The following is a 20,929-nucleotide window of genomic DNA, read 5'->3' as shown; positions in this document are numbered from 1 at the left end:
TCTTTTCTCCTATAAGTAATGAAAGCGTTACCATGTTGAAGGGGGTTCTAATATGCTGATTGGAAAAAAACGAAAGCTAGGTAGAAAAATAGGCGAAATCCAAGCAGGCGAAAAGCTAGAGATGCAAGAAACGATTGAAGATAAAGATCTTCTCTTGTACTTAGGATTAACCAATGACAATAACCCATTATATATACAGCATGATTATGCGACACTTACACCTTTTAAAAAGCCGATCGTACCACAGATCATGCTTATGGGTATGGTAACTTCAGCTGTGTCAAAATATTTACCGGGTCCAGGAAGCTCTATCGTAGAATCGCAATTTTCTTTTATTAAGCCTGTCTATCATTATTCGAAGCTAACTTTTCTATTTGAAATCACAGAGGTAGATCGTGAACATCATATTGTACACATGAAAGCTGCAGCGAAAAATGAAGATGGCATTGAAGTCCTAAAGAGCAGTTTACAAGTATGTCCGCCATATCCACCAAAATCAATCACATCTCATACAATGGAGAATTTTTAAACCTTTCATCTGAAAGGTTTATTTTTTTGTTTTATAAAATGTCCTTGAAAGAGTTGATTTCCGTTTCAGGTGCTTCGCTTTCCGCGGGGCAGGCGGTGAGCCACATTCTTAACGTTTCACTTTTAAGTGTCTCACCTGCCAGCCTGTCCTAGCCTAGAGTCTCGCCCTTCCACTCCAATCAACTTGTCAAAGAAGAAAAGTGCACAATTAAACAAGCCTTCAGAAGGTTTTTGTATGAGCATAGGAAATCAAGTAGTAGATTGCCGTCAGTCATCAATTGCTTATTTTGGCTTAAATCACGACAAAGTAGTTAAGAATTAGAATAAAATAGAACATCAATGTAAAGGAAATGTTAAGGGTATGTAAAGTCGATATGAAAATTTTGCGTTTTTTGTACACACTAATAAAAAAATAGTATGATAAATTTGTACAAGTCGTAAAAAGGTGGGAATATGAATGAGCCAAAAGTTACTCGTTGTAGAAGATGAAATTTCGATCTCAACATTGTTGCAATTTAACTTAGAACAAGCAGGATTTCAAGTAGTAACGGCAATGGATGGCAAGAGCGGATTAGAGAAGGCGGAAAGCGAAGGACCCAATCTGATTATTCTAGATCTCATGCTGCCAGAAATGGATGGAATAGAAGTTTGTAAAGAGCTCCGTCAAAGAAAACTTAATATTCCTATTCTCATGCTAACGGCTAAAGATGATGAGTTTGATAAAGTTTTAGGCCTTGAGCTAGGTGCTGACGACTATATGACTAAACCTTTCAGTCCAAGAGAAGTAGTAGCTAGAGTGAAAGCAATACTGCGCAGGACTGCAGTGAATGCTGACTCTGATAAGCAAAAAGAAGAAGTTGAACATCTCAGAATCGGTGAAGTGGATATTTATCCTGAGAATTATGAAGCTTACTTTAAAGAAAAAGCACTTGAACTTACACCAAAAGAATTTGAACTGCTCGTTTATCTAGCTCGACACAAAAGCCGCGTACTCTCAAGGGAGCAGCTTTTATCGGCGGTTTGGAATTATGATTTTGTAGGAGATACGAGGATTGTTGATGTGCATATCAGTCATCTTCGTGAAAAGATTGAGAGCAACACCCGTAAGCCTATCTATATCAAAACGATTAGAGGACTAGGTTATAAATTAGAGGAGCCTCAATAATGCATGACTTTAAAAACCGGGTACTTACTTTATTTTTACTCGGTATTTTACTTGTTTTTATTCTTTTAGCACTCATTATGGGAAACATCGTTCATCACAGTGTTAAAGAGAAACGAATGGAATTCTATACGGGTGAATTAAGCTTGATCGAAAAAGTTTTAGAGACTGAGAAACAAAGTGCCATTATAACTAATTTATTGAAAACAGCCTCTAAACACTTAAAGGGTGAAATTTATGTACTTGATTCGGACTGGAATGTAAAATATACATCCGATGGAAACAGTCCAAGAAACATGTCTTCTTTTTATCCGAATGATACTCAAGACATAGGACAGGATCTTGTTCAAAAGAACGAGAATGGCAAATTGTATTATACGCTAAAAAAGAAAGATGACTCAGGGTATATTCAGTTTGCTATTCCAGAAGGTTCCGCGGAGTCTGATGAGAGATCAATATGGATCATGATGTCAATTGGTTTTCTAGTCTGCTTTATCATCATTCTTTATGTATCTATCAAAGTGATTCATAAGATTGTTCGTCCTGTTGAAGAGGCAACCCAAACTGCTAAAGAACTTGCAAAAGGAAATTTTAAAGCAAGAACATATGAGTATTTTGGTGAGGATATTGGGGAGTTAAACTTTTCATTAAACGTATTAGCTCGTAATTTGGAAAAGATGACAAAATCACAGGAAGCACAGCATGATCGCTTAATAACGTTAATTGAAAATATGGGCAGCGGACTCATTCTAATCGATGCAAATGGCTATATTAATTTAGTGAATAGAGCATTTAAAGAACTATTTAAAGAACATACCGATTATTGGACGGGTCATCTGTTTTACGAAGTATTTCCGCATGCTGCTATTAAAGATATTGTTAAAGAAACGTATTTAACAGAAAAAAACGTAAGGAAAAACACAGTCATTCCGATTCATATTGAAAGAAAGCATTTTGATGTTTATAGTGCACCAGTATTGAATGCAAAAGGCAAATTGAAAGGAATAGTACTTGTTTTTCATGATATCACCGAGCTTAAAAAACTAGAGCAGGTAAGAAAAGATTTCGTAGCCAATGTATCTCATGAACTCAAAACACCAATAACCTCTTTAAAAGGGTTTGCTGAAACACTTTTGGATGGCGCTGGAGAAAATGCAGAGTTCCGAAATAAGTTCCTAACCATTATTCTAAATGAGAGCGACAGACTGCAAGCACTGATTCAAGACTTGCTTGATTTATCAAAGAGTGAGCAGAGCTTTCAAATCGATGCACATCCGATTAATCTAGAATCCTTAGTGAATGAAACGGTAGAGATTTTACTTCCAAAGGCAGAAAAGAAAGAGATTTCACTTTCAGTTGACGTAATAGGAGATACAACGATGGATGGAGATCCTCCGCGGCTGAAGCAGATCATCATCAATCTAGTATCAAATAGCTTAACGTATACGCCTGTTGGTGGGACTGTATCTGTTATTGTTGAAGAACTTGAAGAGCATGTAAAACTAGTGGTCAAAGATACTGGAATCGGTATTAAAGAAAGTGAAATCCCTCGTATTTTTGAGCGTTTTTATCGAGTAGATAAAGCAAGAAGCAGGAATTCCGGTGGAACTGGACTTGGTCTTGCTATTGTTAAACATCTTGTAGAAGCTCATCACGGAACCATAAGTGTTCAAAGTAAGCCTGGTGAAGGATCTTTATTTACTATTTTATTTCCTAAAAAGATAGAGAATTAAGATTTACAAATCCTTTACACCCTTGTTTTCTTTAATTAATAGTCAGACTTTATGATAAAAGTATCCTTTTTCAGTACCCCCTTAGCGAGAATCCTTTGTGATTCTCGCCTTTTTTATTGGCCTAACTCCATAATCTTCATTAAAAAACCTAAGTGCTGCCTCTTATGTTCTACTTTTTTGTTTCTGTCAGCCGTCATGATACAATAGAATGTAGAGAATTGTCCTCAGGAGGTAACGGACTTGGGAAAAACAAATAAATTAGTACTTATTGATGGAAACAGTATTGCTTATCGAGCTTTTTTTGCTCTGCCCCTTTTAAACAATGATAAAGGCGTTTATACAAACGCTGTGTATGGGTTTACGCAAATGCTATTAAAGATACTAGAAGATGAAAAGCCTACACATATTCTTGTTGCTTTTGATGCTGGCAAAACGACGTTTCGCCACAAGACGTTCGGTGAATACAAAGGAGGGCGTCAGAAAACGCCACCAGAACTATCTGAACAATTTCCTTTTATCAGGCAGCTATTAGATGCATTTAAAATTAGGCGTTATGAACTTGAGAACTATGAAGCAGATGATATTATCGGAACACTTGCCTCTCATGCAGCAGATGGCGAATGGGATGTCAAAGTGTTTACTGGAGATAAAGACTTGCTTCAGCTAGTAACGGAGGATGTCGAAGTTGTTTTAACGAGAAAAGGAATAACAGAGGTAGAAGCGTATACAGTTGAGCAAGTAAATGAGCGATATGGTATTACGCCAGATCAGATCATTGATATGAAAGGTTTGATGGGAGATCCATCAGACAATATTCCAGGTGTTCCTGGTGTTGGAGAGAAGACCGCTATCAAGCTCATTAAACAATACGGAACGATTGAAAAGGTATTAAATTCAATTGATGAGATCTCAGGAGCGAAACTTAAAGAGCGGTTATCAGAAAATAAGGAACAAGCCTTAATGAGTAAAGAGCTTGCTACGATTACAAAGGAAGCTCCTGTTGAGATCGGTTTAGAAGATACAAACTACGATGGCTATGAAACAACTTCAGTGTTTCCTCTCTTTAAAGAGCTAGGTTTTAACTCGCTGCTTGAACGATTAGGTGGTGAAGAAGAAGTACAACTAGATGAGGAAAAAGAAGATCTTAGCTTTCAGACGGTCTCGAAAATAGAGCCTGACCAATTAATAAGTCCTTCTGCTCTCGTTGTAGAGACACTTACAGAAGATTATCATAAAGCGAAAATTCATGGTTTTGCTCTAAGTAATGAAAGCGGGACATATTACATCTCTGCCACTCTTGCTGATGAGTCCGATGAATTCAAAAATTGGCTGCAAGATGACAAACAAAAAAAAGTAATGTTTGATGCTAAAAGAGCGCATGTTGCACTACATGGGCAAGGCATAGCGTTAAATGGAATTGAATTTGATATTCAGCTCGCTTCATACCTGCTTAATCCTGCAGAAACATTAGATGAAGTTGCAGATGTTGCTAAGCAGTATGGCAAGTCAAATGTAGATGTGAATGAAGCTGTGTACGGAAAAGGTGCTAAGAAAAAGCTGCCGGAAGATGAAGGTGTTTTAGCTGAGCATCTTTGCAGAAAAGCACATACGATTCTTCAATTGAGTGAAATTCTTGATGATAAGTTAAAAGAGAACGAGCAGAGCGATCTTTTCTATCATTTGGAAATGCCTCTCGCGCTCGTTCTAGCAAAAATGGAAGAATTCGGTGTGAAAGTTAAAGCAGATACACTCCAAAAAATGGGTACTGATTTAGATCAGCAGTTAACGTTGTTAGAAAAAGAAATTCATGAACTTGCGGGTGTTTCATTTAATATAAATTCACCAAAACAGCTTGGTGAAATTCTATTTGAGAAATTGAATCTTCCTCCAGTTAAAAAGACCAAGACGGGTTACTCTACTTCAGTTGATGTGCTTGAAAAATTAGAAGGAAAGCATGAAATTATTAACAAGATTCTAATCTATCGTCAGCTTGGTAAGTTAAGATCAACTTACATTGAAGGTCTATTAAAAGTTGTGAAAGATGATACAGGGAAAATTCATACGCGCTTCAACCAAGTACTTGCTCAGACAGGGAGACTCAGTTCAATCGATCCAAACTTGCAAAATATCCCGATTCGATTAGAGGCAGGCAGAAAGATCAGACATGCCTTTGTCGCTTCTGAACCTGGATGGAAGATTCTTGCAGCAGATTACTCACAAATTGAACTTCGTGTACTGGCGCACATCTCTCAAGATGAAAACTTGATGGAAGCTTTCAAAAAGGAGATGGATGTTCATACGAAAACAGCCATGGACGTTTTTGGTGTTAGAGAAGACGAAGTAACATCCGAAATGAGACGCCATGCAAAGGCCGTTAACTTTGGGATTGTTTATGGAATTAGTGATTATGGATTATCTCAAAGCTTAGGGATCACAAGGAAAGAAGCAGGCGAATTTATCTCGTCTTACTTAGAGAGTTTTCCAGGTGTACAGCAATACATGAAGGATAGCGTTACTGAAGCTAAGCAAAGCGGCTACGTTTCGACTCTGCTTCATAGACGTCGATACCTACCGGAAATAAACAGCAGAAACTTTAATCTTCGCAGTTTTGCAGAGCGCACTGCCATGAACACTCCGATCCAGGGAACAGCAGCAGATATTATTAAAAAAGCGATGGTCGATATGGATGAGCGTTTAAGTAAAGAAAACCTAGAAGCGAAGATGCTCTTAACCGTTCACGATGAACTTATTTTTGAAGTACCTGAAAATGAATTACAAAAGCTAGAACAAATTGTTTGTGAAGTTATGGAACAGGCAGTTGAGCTTGATGTCCCATTAAAGGTAGATGTGAACTGGGGAGATTCCTGGTTTGAAGCAAAATAATAATAAACAGCATCCTCATTAAGGTGGGGTGCTGTTTTTCTTAATAAAAGGTGGTGGGATAGATGCCTGAGTTACCTGAAGTAGAAAACGTAAAAAATACCCTGAATCAATTTTTGCCTGGCAAAGTAATCAGAGATGTAAAGATTTATTGGGATAACATTATCAAACATCCTGGTACAGAAGAATTTGTAATGAAGCTTAAAGGACAAACCTTTGAAAAAGTATACCGAAGAGGGAAATTTTTAATATTCCATCTAAGTGAAGATTCTTTAGTTTCCCATCTCCGAATGGAGGGAAAATATGGTTTGTTTGAAACGGATGGGCTTACTGATAAGCACACACACGTGGTCTTTGAATTTACGGATGGAACAGAGCTTCGATATCGTGATGTAAGAAAGTTTGGTACGATGCACTTGTATCCGAAAGGGACAGAAGAAAGCCATGCACCGTTGAAGACGTTAGGAATAGAACCGCTATCAGACTCCTTAACAGCAGCTCTCATGAAAAAGTTATTTTCTAACAGAAAACGAAATATAAAAGCAGTGCTCTTAGATCAGACGCTTTTAGCTGGTTTAGGGAATATTTATGTGGATGAAGTATTGTTTCAAGCTGGGATACATCCTGAGACGCCAGCAAATGAATTATCACTTCATCGGTTAAAGAAATTAAAAATAGCAATAACGGATATATTATCTGAATCGGTTAAACACGGTGGAAGTTCCATACGTTCATACACGAATGCGATGGGTGAAACAGGAGGATTTCAGCTGAGATTATTTGTATACGGCAGGAAGAATGAGGCGTGCCGTATATGTGGTACTGAGATCGAACGATTAGTTGTAGCCGGAAGAGGAACTCACATTTGTAGGTCTTGTCAACGATAAACCATTTTACTGCTCCTTTCATATACTACGTTTACCGTTAACTGAAAGGAGTACAGGAACATGGTGGCTTACTCATTTGTTTTACTGGCACTAGCCGTCAGCCTGGACAGTTTTGGAGCCGGATTAACGTATGGAATGAAATCCATTAAAATTCCTTTTCGCTCTATAATGATCATTGCAATTTGTTCAGCTGTTACCTTTTTGCTATCAATGCTGCTCGGTATTACGTTAGAACAATTTATTTCGCCAAAAACAGGTGAGATATTGGGAGGCGTAATTCTTTTAGGAATCGGAATTTACTCTCTATGGCAGGTTTTTTTACCAGAGAAAGAGAACATGGATGGCATTGAGAAAGAACCTAAGAATATTGTGCTTTTTGAAATTAAGTCTTTAGGTATCGTCATACACATTCTGAAAAAACCAGTGATGGCTGATATTGATAAGTCTGGTTCGATAACAGGCTTGGAAGCTGTACTGCTAGGAATAGCATTATCGCTTGATGCTTTTGGAGCAGGGATCGGGGCCGCACTCATTGATTTATCACCGTTTCTAACAACGTTTACGATTGCTGTGATGAGTGCATTATTTTTATGGGGTGGTATGGCACTAGGTTTATATTTTTTTAATAAAACGAATTGGATGAAGGGTTTATCCATTCTTCCAGGTGTATTATTGATTGTAATGGGACTACTAAAAATGTAGCAGGAGGAAAACTATTGATAATCGGATTAACAGGAGGTATTGCAACAGGGAAATCAACTGTCAGTCAGATTTTAAGGAATCAAGGCATCCCTGTAGTAGACGCTGACATTATTTCCAGGGAAGTTGTTATGCCAGGAAAAGAAGCTTATGCGAAAATTGTCGCTAGTTTTGGCGCAGATATCTTGTGTGAAGACAAGACTATAAATCGAGCACGATTAGGAGAAATCATTTTTAATGATAGCGTGCAAAGAAACGTGCTAAACGATATTGTTCATCCTGCTGTTCGAAAAGAGATGCGGCTCCAAGCTGAATCCTATCTCAAATCAGGTGAATCTCGAGTCGTAATGGATATTCCTCTCTTATTTGAGAGTAAACTTACGCACATGGTGGATCGAACCTGGCTCGTATATGCAAAACCTGAAATACAGTTAGAGCGTCTTATGTTGAGAGACGACTTTACTGAACAGCAAGCATTATCTAGAATTCAGTCACAAATGCCAATCGACGAAAAAAAGATACTAGCAGACATAGTAATTGAGAATAACGGATCTCTTACAGAGTTAGAGAGTAAAATTTTAGAGCTTCTATATGATACAAGAAACAGACCATGATTTTAAAAGGTCTGTTTTTTAATATTTAAGCCCCTTTTTAGCCTATTTTAAATAAATGTATGTTCTTTTTGAGGTTAATTATGATATACTAATCACAGATAGATACCATAAAGAGTATAACACATTGGAAGGAGCAGCTTCATGAAAGCAAAAATTGCAATTAATGGCTTGGGGAGAATTGGAAGAATGGTCTTCCGTAAAATGATGGAGAACGATGAATTCGAGGTTGTAGCTGTTAATGCCAGCTATCCAGCAGAAACACTTGCTCACATGGTTAAATACGATTCTATACACGGAACGTATCCTGGTGACGTAATCGCTGGGGAAGATGCCCTTTTTGTTAACGGAAAAAAAGTTCTATTAGTTAATTCCCGTGATCCTCGCGAATTACCTTGGGAAACATTAGGTATTGATATTGTTATTGAAGCTACAGGCAAATTCGTTTCTAAAGAATCGGCAGGCCTTCATATAGAAGCAGGAGCAAAGAAAGTCATCATTACTGCACCAGGAAAAAATGAAGACATTACGATTGTTATGGGTGTAAATGACAGCGATTACATTTCTTCAGAACACCACATTATTTCTAATGCATCTTGTACAACAAACTGTTTAGCACCAGTAATTAAAGTGCTTGATGATCAGTTTGGTGTTCAATCTGGTATGATGACAACGGTTCATGCTTATACAAATGACCAAAAGAATATTGATAATCCACATAAAGATTTAAGACGTGCTCGTGCATGCGGAACATCCATTATTCCAACATCAACTGGAGCAGCAAAAGCGATCGCGAAAGTTCTTCCCCATTTAGAAGGGAAGCTAAATGGTATGGCACTTCGTGTTCCTACTCCAAATGTTTCTTTAGTAGATGTTGTTGTGGAACTCAAGACGCCAGTATCAAAAGAACAAGTAAATCATGCGTTTCAGTCAGCTGCTGAAGGGTCTATGCAAGGTATCCTTGGGTACAGCGATCTTCCTTTAGTTTCGATCGATTATAATGGAAATGAAAACTCTTCAATCGTAGACGGTTTGTCGACTATGGTGATGGATGGGAATAAGGTTAAAGTTCTTGCTTGGTATGATAATGAGTGGGGATATTCTTGCCGTGTGGTAGATCTTGCAAAGCGTGTTAGCCTAGCACTAAATACGGTTGTTCAAGAAAAGAATGTTTCAGTATCATAAAAATAGTAATTGAAAAAAAGTAAATGATAGAGAAGGGCCGGGGATATTGTCTCCGGCTTTTTTGTCTTGTTAAAAAGAAAGCGTGCGATGTATAGCAGATGTTAGATTTTAACCCAGAAAAAATCTGATTAAAGAATCTATTTCTAAAATTGCTTCAAAAAAAATTACTTATACTTATTGCAAATCAATTTTAAAAGAAGTATACTATGATTCGTGAACTTCAAATAAAGCAAACAATGGCATTGAATGCTACTTAAAGGGTTAGGACCTCTTTGGACTAACTTGCCCCCGTGGTAGATGTTCAATACCGCATGCTTGAAGGCATGATTATTTTTAAAAGGGGGACTATGCTAATGGATACAATGGGAAGACACGTAATTGCTGAGTTATGGGGTTGTGATTCTGAAAAATTAAATGACATGAAATTTATCGAAGAGACATTCGTTGATGCTGCATTGAAAGCAGGTGCAGAGATTCGTGAGGTTGCTTTTCATAAATTTGCTCCACATGGTGTAAGTGGGGTTGTTATTATTTCTGAATCTCATCTAACTATTCACAGTTTTCCTGAGCATGGTTATGCAAGTATTGATGTTTATACGTGTGGAGATCGAATTGATCCTAACGTAGCTGCTGATTATATTTCAGAAGCACTAGGCGCTAAGAAGCGTGAAAACTTGGAAGTTCCTCGTGGAATGGGTCCAGTTTCCGTTGCCAAATCAAAAGTTACTGCTCAATAATTAAAAACAGAATGTAAGTGAGGTGTGAGATTTCACACCTCTTTTTTATTTCACTCAAAATAGGGAATAATACGATACAAATTATGTTGCTTTGGAGGACTGCTATGTTTAGAAAACTTCAAAACCTTATGGAAAACCATGCGGAAACGAGTGAACAACATGTGGACGAAAGGCTGAAAACACATTACTTTAAAGCTAATAAGAATGAAGTAATGAAAGTCCTTAAACAAATCTTAGATGAGGATACCAATTTTCAGGAGCTTGGATTTTCAGAAGAAAGGGGAGAGGTGACGTTTGAGGTAAGACAGCCAAAAAGTGCGTTTGTTGTTGTAAGTGTTGTAACGGTGAAGCCGAATCGAACAGCTGTAGACCTGAATGTTTCAACAGAATCTGCTCTTCCTTTTAATTTTGGCAATAATCAGAGACTGATCACGAGTATTTATGAAATGTTAAAACAAAAGCTTACGTTTATTGGCACGTCAATGGCTGAAAAATTGTAGGAATAGCTTGTCACATTCCTCCCTTTTCTTTAAGATAGATATAGAATAGAAAATTTTTTGGGGATGATTACAATGAGGTGTCCTACTTGCCAGCACAACGGAACAAAAGTGCTTGATTCAAGACCAGTACATAGCGGAAGGTCCATTCGCCGCAGAAGGGAATGTGAATCTTGCAGCTATAGATTTACTACATTTGAAACGGTAGAACAAACACCGCTTATCATTGTTAAAAAAGGCGGAGAACGTGAAGAGTTCAGCCGCGAAAAGATTCTTCGAGGGCTTATTAAAGCATGCGAAAAGAGACCTGTCCCCTTGGAAACACTTGAAAATATAGTAGATAGCATAGAAAAAGAATTGCGAAACTCAGGCGCATCTGAAATCTCAAGTACCGCTGTTGGTGAACAGGTAATGGAACACTTATCTGTAACGGATGAAGTTGCTTACGTAAGATTCGCATCGGTTTATCGTCAATTCAAAGATATTAACGTTTTTATTCAGGAACTTAAGGAACTCATTAAAAAAGAGGAGCGTTAAAGCGTCTGGAATACTGCTGTAACGCTCTTTTTGTTTCCTTTATCTTATAAACAGAAACAGTAATCTTGGCCGACGATAAAACGATCCGTCGGCTTTGTAACTTAAATCTATAAAAAGGGTGAAAACGATGACGGTACATTTTCAGGAAGTCGTGCCCGTGGATGCGTATTCCGTCCAGTGCAAGGGTGTATTGCATGAAGTAGACCACAAAGTTCTCACCATGCTTTATCAGCCGTTGATTGGTGCTTTTGCACACAGTTTATACATGACATTGTGGATTGAAGCAAACATGAATCGGCAGACACAAAAACACCAGCACCTTATGAACGTAACTCAATTCTCATTAAAAGATATTTTATCCGGCAGAAAGAAATTAGAAGCGATCGGACTGCTTAAAACATATAAGAAGGATGGAGAGAGCGCAAGGGAATATATATACGAGCTTCAACAGCCTCTATCTCCGAATGCTTTTTTTACAGATGGGTTTTTAAGCATTTATCTTTTCAATCGACTAGGAAAAGCGAAATTTACGGAAGTAAGAGAATCATTCTATATTCCTCAATTGGATGTATCGGAGTTTAAAGATGTAACAGCTTCATTTAGCGATGTGTTTACATCTCTGCATCCTTCTGAGATGTCTTCAAAAAGTTATGCCGAGATATCCGAAAATGTGCTTCCAGAAGATGCCGCTTTACATGAAAAAGGAATTCATGGGAAAGTTGTACTAGGAGAGTCAACTTTTGATTTTGAGGCGATGGTGAACCAGATTTCTGCTTTCATTGTACCGAAAGAGGTTCTTACTCCTAAATTGAAGGAAGCGATCTATAAACTGGCTTATATCTACCAACTTCAGCCAATGGATATGAGTAAGCAGATCCAAAACGTATATTACTCAACAGGTGAAATCTCTGCGGAAAATTTAAGGAGAGAAATTCAAAAGTGGTACCGTTTTGAACATGAAGAAGGGCTTCCAGTTTTGGCTTTAAAAACACAACCTGTTCCCTTAAAGGCGCTGCATGGGATGCAGCCGCAAACAAAGGAAGAAGAGCTCATTAAATACTTTGAAGAAGTGTCACCCTATCGTCTTTTGGAAGACTATTCGGGTGCGACACCTTCGGAAGTTGATTTAAAACTAGTTGCTTATTGTATGCTCGATCAAAACTTATCACCGGGTGTTACAAATGTTCTTTTGGATTATGTGTTATGTGAGAATGACATGAAACTTGCAAAAGGACTGATTGAACGGATCGCATCACATTGGGCTCGTAAAAAAGCGCAAACTGTAACAGAAGCTATGACGCTTGCTCGTGATGAAAAACGAAAATATAAAGAATGGCAAGATAAAAAGTCGAATTCTAAATCGTATAGAGATAACAAAAAACCAAACGTAACAGTACCAGACTGGCTAAAACAAGATACGCCTACGAGCCTGCCTGATGAAACGAGTGCAAGTTCTACAGAAGATGAAAATCGCAAATGGCTAGAGAGCTTGTTAAATAGTTCGAAATAAAGGGGGGAACAACATGGAATCTATAAAGGAATCTGTTAAACACATGCCGGGTTTTGATAAGTTTCAAGAGAGATATGAGCAAATGAAACATCAAGTTCTATCTGATCCGGGTGTCATGCGTTTTTTAAGAGAAAACCCTGACATATCAGATGTCCACGCAGAAAAATTATTGTCCAGTTTTTATACCTTTCAGAACGAACAACATGCCTGCCGCAATTGCCCTGGTTTAGACAAATGTCCTAACCTTATGCAAGGGTACCGATCGGAACTGACAAAAGTCAGACAAACCGTAGAACTTAGGTACAAACCGTGCGAGTTGAAAATTCATGATGAACAGAAAAAGACGATGACGTCTTTGATAAAAAGCTATTTTATTCCTAAAGAGATTTTAGAAGCCAGGTTTGATCGTTTGTATAAACATAGTATCGATGAAACAAGACGGAATGCGATCTCAAAAGCGTATGAGTTTGTCCAAATGGCAGGTACGGGCCAACAGGTAAAGGGCATTTATTTTTATGGAAAGTTTGGTGTGGGTAAAACGTATTTGCTGGGTGCCATTGCAAATGGGTTAGCTGAAAAAGGAATTCATTCTTTAATCATTCATACACCGGAGTTTCTGCGAGAGATGAAATCTTCACTTTCTGATGGCAGTTTTGATTCGAAAATGGACCTTTTAAAAACAGTTCCTGTATTAATGTTGGACGATATTGGTGCCGAAAATATGACCAACTGGGTTAGAGATGAGATCATTGGAGTTATCCTTCAATATCGAATGATGGAGAAGCTGCCAACTTTGTATACATCCAATTGTGACTATGACATGCTTCAGCAGCACCTATCTTATTCGCAAAAAGGCGGCCTCGATGAAGTGAAGGCTCTCAGAATTATGGAGCGCATTAAACATTTAAGCTCTCCTGTATTCATGGGGGGCAATAAAAATTTTAGAGAAGACTTTTAATATCGGTTTCTGCTCTTTTTAGGGCAGAAGCTTTTTTTATGTTTCATCTTTCTAAAAGGCTGTTTTTGAAACTTTGGTGCTCTTGAAAGTGGTTGATTTCACTTCAGGATGCTCGCTTTCCGCGGGGCAGACGGTGAGCCACATTCGTACGTTTCACTCTTAAGTGTCTCACCTGTCTAGTTGCAGTGGCTAGCCCCTCGAGGTCAAAAGCTAAATGGTCTAAAAGGCAAAGTGCGCCTTCCACGCCCATACACCTTTTGCTTGTCGGGGCTGAACGAGCCACTTCCACTTTTCGGACTGCCCGCCTGTCCTAGCCGAGAGTCTCGCATCCTTACGCTTCAATCAAAATGCCAATGGGAGTAAGATTCACACTGTTCTAAGAAGCACCACTCTTTTAAAAAAGCGCTAACTTTAAAACCCAAAGCTGTCTCTTCTGCTAAAATATGATAGGATAAGAACAGATGAAATCTTAAGAAATTGTATTCGGAGGTTACCGATGAGTATAGAATCTATTTTACAAAAAGCTTTAGATGGCGAACGTTTATCGGTAGAAGACGCCGTTAAACTTTATGAAAGTGATGAAGTAGAACGAATGGGTGAAGTTGCGGACATTATTATGAAAAGGTGGCACCCAGAGCCGATTACCACTTTTGTGATAGGTCGCAACGTAAACTATACAAACTTTTGTGATACATATTGCAGGTTCTGTGCTTTCTACAGAGCACCAGGAAGTGAAGAAGGGTATGTATTGGATGATGAAGTAATCTTCCAAAAAATACAGGAAACTGTTGATGTTGGCGGTACAGAAATCTTAATGCAAGGCGGAACAAATCCGAATCTGCCTTTTAGCTATTATACCGACTTATTGCGTGAAATAAAGAAGCGATTTGATATTACGATGCATTCTTTTTCGCCAGCTGAAGTGTGGAAGATGGTTGAAGTATCAGGACTTTCTCTTGAAGAGGTGCTTCGTGAACTAAAAGAAGCGGGTCTTGACTCGCTGCCAGGCGGTGGAGCGGAGATCTTGGATGATCGTACACGTAAGAAGATAAGCAGATTAAAAGGTTCTTGGACCGAGTGGATCGAGTGTATGAAAACGGCTAAAAAAGTAGGGCTTCATTCTACTGCGACCATGGTAATTGGATTCGGAGAAACGTTTGAAGAAAGAGCTCTTCATTTAAAAAGAGTTCGCGATGCACAGGATGAAGCAGATTGCTTCCTTGCATTTATTTCATGGACGTTCCAACCAGATAATACAAATATGAAGGCCGAGAAGACGACTCCAAGAGAGTATTTGAAAAACGTTGCCATCTCTCGTATCTTCTTAGATAACATTCCAAACTTCCAATCTTCTTGGGTAACAATGGGCCCTGAAGTGGGGAAAAAGTCGCTTCATTATGGCTGCAACGATTTTGGCAGCACGATGATGGAAGAGAATGTTGTTTCAGCAGCTGGAACAACACATAAAGTAAACACCAACTTAACACTTCGCTTAATTCGTGAAGCAGGAAAGATTCCTGCACAGCGAAATACGAAATATGAAACGCTTCGTGTTTTTGAAGATGAAGAAAAAGCAGAAAAAGATTTTGTTATGCAAAACTAATTGAGAACACCTGACATGATTTCGTGTCGGGTGTTTTTTTATGAACTGAAAACGGTATGACTTTTGACAAAACGGTATTTTCATAAGGATCGAGATTTGCAGAATATAAATGTTATTTAAAGACTCCTAAAGGGGGTCTTTTTTGTTTGGCTGTTCTTTTACGATGAAGACTTTGAAAGTTTTACACTAAATATATTTAATTTTCCTTATATTTTAAATTTTGTGTATAATATAAGAATATTTAGAATAAAAGGGGGAAACAAATTAATGAACATGAAACGAAAATTAAAAATGGGACTCATCGGTTTATCTGCTGCTTTCCTGGTAGCCTGTTCATCTTCAGGTGATAAGTTAACGATTGGAACGGATGCGGCATACGCCCCTTTTGAATCCTTGGATGGAGACAAGATTGTCGGATTTGATGTAGATTTACTTGATGCTGTAATGAAAGAAGCGGGATTGGAATACGAAATTAAGAACACAGGGTGGGAGCCTCTCTTTATAGCGTTAAAAAATGAGGAAGTATCTGCAGGTATTTCAGCCATCACCATCAATGATAAAAGGAAGAAAACGTACGATTTTTCTTCACCGTACTTTGAATCAGTAAACATGATTCTAGCAAAAGAAGGTACTTCCATTAAGAGTGCAAAAGACCTTGAAGGAAAGAAAGTAAGTGTTCAAAATGGGACAACGGGTCAAGAAGCTCTAGAAAAAATGTTTGGGAAAAATGAGAACATCAAAAAGTTTGATAACAATACGTTGGCTATCCAAGCATTATTGAACGGAGAAGTAGAAGCGGTTGTTGCGGATAATGCAGTTGTTCAGGAATATGAAAAGAATAACCCTGATAAAAAACTGGTGACGATCAGTGATAAAGATAGTTTTGAAAGTGAATTCTACGGAATCATCTTCCCGAAAGGCGGGGAACATCAAGACGAGATCAACAAAGCGTTGAAAAAAGTCATTGATGATGGAAAGTACACCGAAATCTATAAAAAATGGTTTGGTGAAGAGCCGAATGTAGATGTACTAAAACAATAAACAATCTTTGGAGGTCTACATGGAATTCTCTTTACAAATCATTGGTGAGTATATGCCCCTGTTTTTAAAAGGAACATGGGTTACAATCCAACTTTCATTGTTAGCCATCCTTTTTGGCACCATTTTAGGTCTATTTATCGGACTCGGGAAGATGATGAAACAGTCATACATCAGTCTTCCTTGTGTCTGGTATATCAGTTTTTTTCGAGGAACTCCATTATTAGTTCAGATCCTATTGATTCATTCAGCACTCATGCCGATTTTTATGAAGCCGCCTAACGTATTTGTATCCAGTGTTCTAGCTCTATCACTGAATGCAGCAGCATATATCGCTGAGATCTTCAGAGCTGGTATTCAATCAATTGATAAAGGGCAGATGGAAGCTGCGCGTTCTCTAGGGATGAATCATGTACAAGCGATGAAACTTGTAATCCTTCCACAAGCTTCGAGAAGAATGATTCCTCCGCTTGGGAATGAATTTATCGTTCTAATAAAGGATTCATCATTAGTTTCTATTATTGCAACACCTGAATTAATGTATTACGCAAGGGCTATGATGGGGGAATATTACCGGCCATGGGAACCTTATATGACTGCAGCGTTAATGTATTTACTTTTAACTCTTGGAATGGCCTATATTTTATCAAAAATTGAACGTAAATTTGTTTATGATTAAACAACCCGATATACTGGGTTGTTTTTTCTTTTGTAAGTAACATGTTTTAGGACCTCGTCCCATATAGTGTATTATTGAGGATTTTATATGGGGGGGACTTATTTGGTCGCGATTGCCTTTTCACACCCATCAGACGGAATAGCTGTCTTGAAAAACATGATCAGGATGGCAGCAAAACATAAAATAAACCCTTCCTTTGCCAAATTATCTGAAACTTCTTCAAAAATTCTTGAACTGCACATACATGAGAAAAAATCGTTCATATTGGATGTGTTAACAGAATTTACAAGGAATAAGGTAGAAGATATTTGTTTAAAGGAATTGATTGAACATGCCTTTTTTTACACAGATACTACTGAACAAAAAGAAATCTTCTCTATAACAAAGAGTATTCTTTTAGGAGAGATCGAAGGAATTCCTGAAGTGAAGCATCTGCCTAGCCTGAATGATTTGATTCGCAGACAGTGGGACTCAATACTAGAAGCTAAGACGGAATTTTTAGAGTTTGAATCATTTGTAAAGTTTAGATTGAAAGAGTATTTAGCTACCCTGCTAAAAGTTGTTGAATGTGCCATCGATGAATATAAATTAGAGCTGGAATACCAAATGTTTGTCGAGCAGCTCAGGACGTGTTTAACAAAACAAAGGTCTTTCTCAAAATCTGATATCATCATTATTTTTGAGAAAGAGCAAGTATTACTTTTTGATGAACAGCAAAGACAATTGTCACACACAGAATTAATGATGTTCCATGAAAAAGCTTTGCGATTAACAAATGTCACAAATTTGGACGAAAGGCTTCTAGGACCGTTAATCGGATTATCACCATCTTCTGCTAGAGTATTTGCCTATGACATTGATCATCCTCTGCTTCAAACCGTAAAAAATATATTTCAAGAAAAGGTAACAATTAGCCCAATAGAGAAGATGCCTTATAAGGAACAAAGGTATTATCGCAAAAAAAAATCATAAACATGGAGAGCCCTCTTGCTTTTTGAAAAGTGACTGCATATAATAAATGTATAATTTTATCACTTAATCTGTATTGAAAAGGACACGAAGCAAATTTTTACGGTTCAAAGAGAGGGAAGTCTTGGCTGAAAACTTCCTATCACGGAAAATTGCTTTACCACCTTGGAACTTCAACGGTGAAATGTTTATTAGAGTATTCGTTGACGGCCGCAGTCCGTTACACTGTCCGAGTGCCGCAGCATCTTTATATGTTGTGGAACAAGGGTGGAACCACGAGATCATCACTCGTCCCTTCTTTTAGGGACGGGTGTTTTTTGTTTTTGGCTCTTTTTTGAAGGTTTGTCACTTCTGAGTTATTTGGATTTACTTTACCTTCATCGAAATGTTGATTGGAGTGTAAGGTACGAGACTCCTGGGGATAAGTGGGACAGGTGAGACTCCTAATGGCGCATAGCCTCAAGGAGGCTCACCGCCCACCCCCCGGAAAGCGAGTATCCTGTAACGGAGATCAACCTCTTTCAAGGACAATAAAGACTTTGTTTTTAAATAAAAAAGGAGATGTTTTATATGTCGTCAATTTCAATCAAGTTCCCAGACGGATCAGTCAAAGAATTTCCAAAAGGCGTTACTTCTGAACAAGTAGCAGAAAGTATCAGCCCGAGTTTAAAGAAAAAAGCTGTTGCAGGAAAAGTGAATGGTCAATTATATGATTTTTCACGTCCGATCGAAGAAGATGCTTCCATTGAAATCGTGATGCAGGATTCTAAAGAAGGTCTTGAAATGACAAGACACTCTAATGCCCACTTGCTTGCTCAAGCTCTTAAGCGTTTATACCCAGACGTGAAGCTAGGAATTGGACCAGTTATCGATAACGGTTTTTATTACGATGTTGATATGTCTCACAATTTAACACCAGAAGATCTTCCAGCGATCGAAAAAGAAATGAAAAAAATTGTTAACGAAAACTTGCCTATCGTGCGTAAAGAAGTAAGCCGTGAAGAAGCTCTAGAGATTTATGAAAAATTGAATGATCATTTAAAGCTTGAATTGATTCGTGACCTTCCTGAAGGTGAAAAAATCACAATTTATGAGCAAGGTGAGTTCTTTGACCTTTGCCGCGGTCCGCACGTTCCTTCGACTGGAAAAATCAAAGCGTATAAATTAATGAGTATCTCTGGAGCTTACTGGCGTGGGAACAGTGACAATCAAATGCTTCAGCGTATTTATGGATCTGCATTCTTAAGCCAAAAAGATCTTGATGAGTATCTCCACTTTATTGAAGAGGCTCAAAAACGTGATCACCGTAAATTAGGGAAAGAATTAGAGTTATTCATGTTTTCTGAAGAAGCGCCAGGAATGCCGTTTTATCTTCCAAACGGCCAAACGATCCGTACGGAACTTGAGAATTTCTCTCGTGAACTTCAGCGTCAAGTGGATTATGATGAAGTGCGTACGCCATTTATGATGAATCAGCGTTTATGGGAGCAATCGGGGCACTGGGATCACTACCACGAAAACATGTACTTCTCTGAAGTGGATGATACTAAATTTGCGATGAAACCGATGAACTGCCCAGGTCACATGCTGATCTTTAAAAACAAGCTTCATTCATACAGAGATCTTCCTGTACGTATGGCTGAGTTCGGTCAAGTTCACCGTCATGAATATAGCGGTGCACTAAACGGAATGATTCGTGTTCGTACTTTCTGTCAAGATGATGCCCATATCTTTGTCACACCGGCACAGATTGAAAGTGAGATCAAAAATGTATTCAAACTTGTTGATAAAATTTACAGCACGTTTGGTTTTGAGTATTCAGTTGAACTTTCTACTCGTCCTGAAGATTCTATGGGTGATGACCGCTTATGGGAACAAGCAGAAGGCGCGTTGAAAAACGTTCTAGAAGATCTTGGAATGAACTATCACCTAAATGAAGGAGATGGAGCTTTCTACGGTCCGAAGATTGACTTTCACATTAAAGATGCTCTTAAGAGAAGTCATCAGTGTGCAACAATTCAGCTGGACTTCCAAATGCCTGAAAAGTTTGACCTTACTTATGTAGATGAGAACAACCAAAAGGTCCGTCCAGTCGTTATTCACCGTGCAATCTATGGATCAATTGACCGTTTCCTAGGAATCCTTGTTGAACACTTTGCTGGAGCATTCCCAACATGGTTAGCACCCGTTCAAGTGAAATTAATCCCTGTATCCGATGTTCATAATGAGTATGCTCATAAGCTTCAAGAAGATTTGAAGAAGCATGCAATTCGTGTGGAGATCGATACAAGAAATGAAAAGATGGGTTACAAGATCCGTGAAGCTCAAATGAAGAAGATCCCTTACATGCTTGTTTTAGGTGATAAAGAGATTGAAGACAATGCTGTAAACGTCCGTAAATATGGTGAGCAAAAATCAGAAACGGTTTCTTATGAAGATTTCCGAGACAAAATTTTAGCTCAGATTAATGAGAAGAGATAAATAAAATAGGGAAGCAGCCAATTACAAGTTGGCTGCTTTTATTTATATGAAAGTTGAATGGACAGATAAGTTTGGAAATGGACAGAAAAAGCAATCAATCGGACAAATTAATTCAGAGATTGGACAGATTATGAGAGAAATTGGACAAATTAATGATGAGATTGGACAGATTAGCTATTTTAGACACAAAATTAATTGAGCTTCATGCCGAATCGATCAAAAAAACTCTTGCATT

General features: G+C 38.1%; 18 protein-coding genes and 1 other annotated feature. All 18 genes read left to right on the top strand.

Annotated features, from left to right (window positions below; all coding sequences use genetic code 11):
* Positions 1-52: 52 nt before the first annotated feature.
* On the top strand, positions 53-529 hold the full coding sequence (locus AWM68_RS15335; RefSeq protein WP_066243672.1) for a MaoC family dehydratase: 477 nt from the start codon (positions 53-55) through the stop codon (positions 527-529).
* Between the two features lie 456 nt (positions 530-985).
* Positions 986-1,693 carry a response regulator transcription factor gene (locus AWM68_RS15330; RefSeq protein ID WP_066243670.1) on the top strand — a complete coding sequence of 236 codons (708 nt, stop codon included), beginning with the start codon at positions 986-988 and terminating at the stop codon, positions 1,691-1,693.
* Positions 1,693-3,423 carry a two-component system histidine kinase PnpS gene (gene pnpS, locus AWM68_RS15325; protein ID WP_066243668.1) on the top strand — a complete coding sequence of 577 codons (1,731 nt, stop codon included), beginning with the start codon at positions 1,693-1,695 and terminating at the stop codon, positions 3,421-3,423. The genes AWM68_RS15330 and pnpS overlap by 1 nt, the downstream gene beginning before the upstream one ends.
* 240 nt (positions 3,424-3,663) lie before the next feature.
* Positions 3,664-6,306, top strand: coding sequence for a DNA polymerase I (polA, locus tag AWM68_RS15320; protein WP_066243665.1), 2,643 nt, complete (start codon positions 3,664-3,666; stop codon positions 6,304-6,306).
* A gap of 62 nt (positions 6,307-6,368) precedes the next feature.
* The gene (mutM, locus tag AWM68_RS15315; RefSeq protein WP_066243662.1) at positions 6,369-7,190 is read left to right on the top strand and encodes a DNA-formamidopyrimidine glycosylase; all 822 of its coding nucleotides are present in this window, start codon (positions 6,369-6,371) and stop codon (positions 7,188-7,190) included.
* Positions 7,191-7,250: 60 nt separating this feature from the next.
* Positions 7,251-7,892, top strand: a complete 642-nt coding sequence (ytaF, locus tag AWM68_RS15310; protein ID WP_066243659.1) for a sporulation membrane protein YtaF — start codon at positions 7,251-7,253, stop codon at positions 7,890-7,892.
* Positions 7,893-7,906: 14 nt separating this feature from the next.
* The gene (coaE, locus tag AWM68_RS15305; RefSeq protein ID WP_066243655.1) at positions 7,907-8,503 is read left to right on the top strand and encodes a dephospho-CoA kinase; all 597 of its coding nucleotides are present in this window, start codon (positions 7,907-7,909) and stop codon (positions 8,501-8,503) included.
* Positions 8,504-8,644: 141 nt separating this feature from the next.
* Positions 8,645-9,685 carry a glyceraldehyde-3-phosphate dehydrogenase gene (locus AWM68_RS15300; protein WP_066243652.1) on the top strand — a complete coding sequence of 347 codons (1,041 nt, stop codon included), beginning with the start codon at positions 8,645-8,647 and terminating at the stop codon, positions 9,683-9,685.
* Between the two features lie 353 nt (positions 9,686-10,038).
* Entirely contained in the window at positions 10,039-10,422 is a 384-nt protein-coding gene (gene speD, locus AWM68_RS15295) for an adenosylmethionine decarboxylase (RefSeq protein ID WP_066243650.1), read from the top strand.
* Positions 10,423-10,526: 104 nt separating this feature from the next.
* Positions 10,527-10,922 carry a hypothetical protein gene (locus AWM68_RS15290; protein ID WP_066243648.1) on the top strand — a complete coding sequence of 132 codons (396 nt, stop codon included), beginning with the start codon at positions 10,527-10,529 and terminating at the stop codon, positions 10,920-10,922.
* Between the two features lie 72 nt (positions 10,923-10,994).
* Positions 10,995-11,456 (top strand): transcriptional regulator NrdR, encoded by a 462-nt coding sequence (nrdR, locus tag AWM68_RS15285; protein WP_066243645.1) that lies wholly within the window; start codon positions 10,995-10,997, stop codon positions 11,454-11,456.
* 127 nt (positions 11,457-11,583) lie between these two features.
* Positions 11,584-12,966, top strand: coding sequence for a replication initiation and membrane attachment family protein (locus AWM68_RS15280; RefSeq protein WP_066243643.1), 1,383 nt, complete (start codon positions 11,584-11,586; stop codon positions 12,964-12,966).
* Positions 12,967-12,979: 13 nt separating this feature from the next.
* The gene (gene dnaI / locus AWM68_RS15275; RefSeq protein WP_066243641.1) at positions 12,980-13,924 is read left to right on the top strand and encodes a primosomal protein DnaI; all 945 of its coding nucleotides are present in this window, start codon (positions 12,980-12,982) and stop codon (positions 13,922-13,924) included.
* Positions 13,925-14,420: 496 nt separating this feature from the next.
* The gene (gene mqnC / locus AWM68_RS15270) at positions 14,421-15,527 is read left to right on the top strand and encodes a cyclic dehypoxanthinyl futalosine synthase (RefSeq protein ID WP_066243638.1); all 1,107 of its coding nucleotides are present in this window, start codon (positions 14,421-14,423) and stop codon (positions 15,525-15,527) included.
* 273 nt (positions 15,528-15,800) lie between these two features.
* Positions 15,801-16,568, top strand: coding sequence for a basic amino acid ABC transporter substrate-binding protein (locus AWM68_RS15265; protein WP_066244116.1), 768 nt, complete (start codon positions 15,801-15,803; stop codon positions 16,566-16,568).
* Positions 16,569-16,587: 19 nt separating this feature from the next.
* The gene (locus AWM68_RS15260; RefSeq protein WP_066243636.1) at positions 16,588-17,244 is read left to right on the top strand and encodes an amino acid ABC transporter permease; all 657 of its coding nucleotides are present in this window, start codon (positions 16,588-16,590) and stop codon (positions 17,242-17,244) included.
* 87 nt (positions 17,245-17,331) lie between these two features.
* Entirely contained in the window at positions 17,332-18,216 is an 885-nt protein-coding gene (ytxC, locus tag AWM68_RS15255) for a sporulation protein YtxC (RefSeq protein WP_082820733.1), read from the top strand.
* Between the two features lie 64 nt (positions 18,217-18,280).
* Positions 18,281-18,512, top strand: a binding site (T-box leader).
* Positions 18,513-18,783: 271 nt separating this feature from the next.
* Positions 18,784-20,694: a threonine--tRNA ligase gene (thrS, locus tag AWM68_RS15250; protein WP_066243630.1), complete on the top strand. Its 1,911-nt coding sequence runs from the start codon at positions 18,784-18,786 to the stop codon at positions 20,692-20,694.
* Positions 20,695-20,929: the final 235 nt, after the last annotated feature.

The sequence above is a fragment of the Fictibacillus phosphorivorans genome (assembly GCF_001619875.1).
Classification (GTDB): domain Bacteria; phylum Bacillota; class Bacilli; order Bacillales; family Fictibacillaceae; genus Fictibacillus; species Fictibacillus phosphorivorans_B.
The sequence above is the reverse complement of the archived record's forward strand: the minus strand, read 5'-3'. Positions and strand labels throughout refer to the sequence as shown.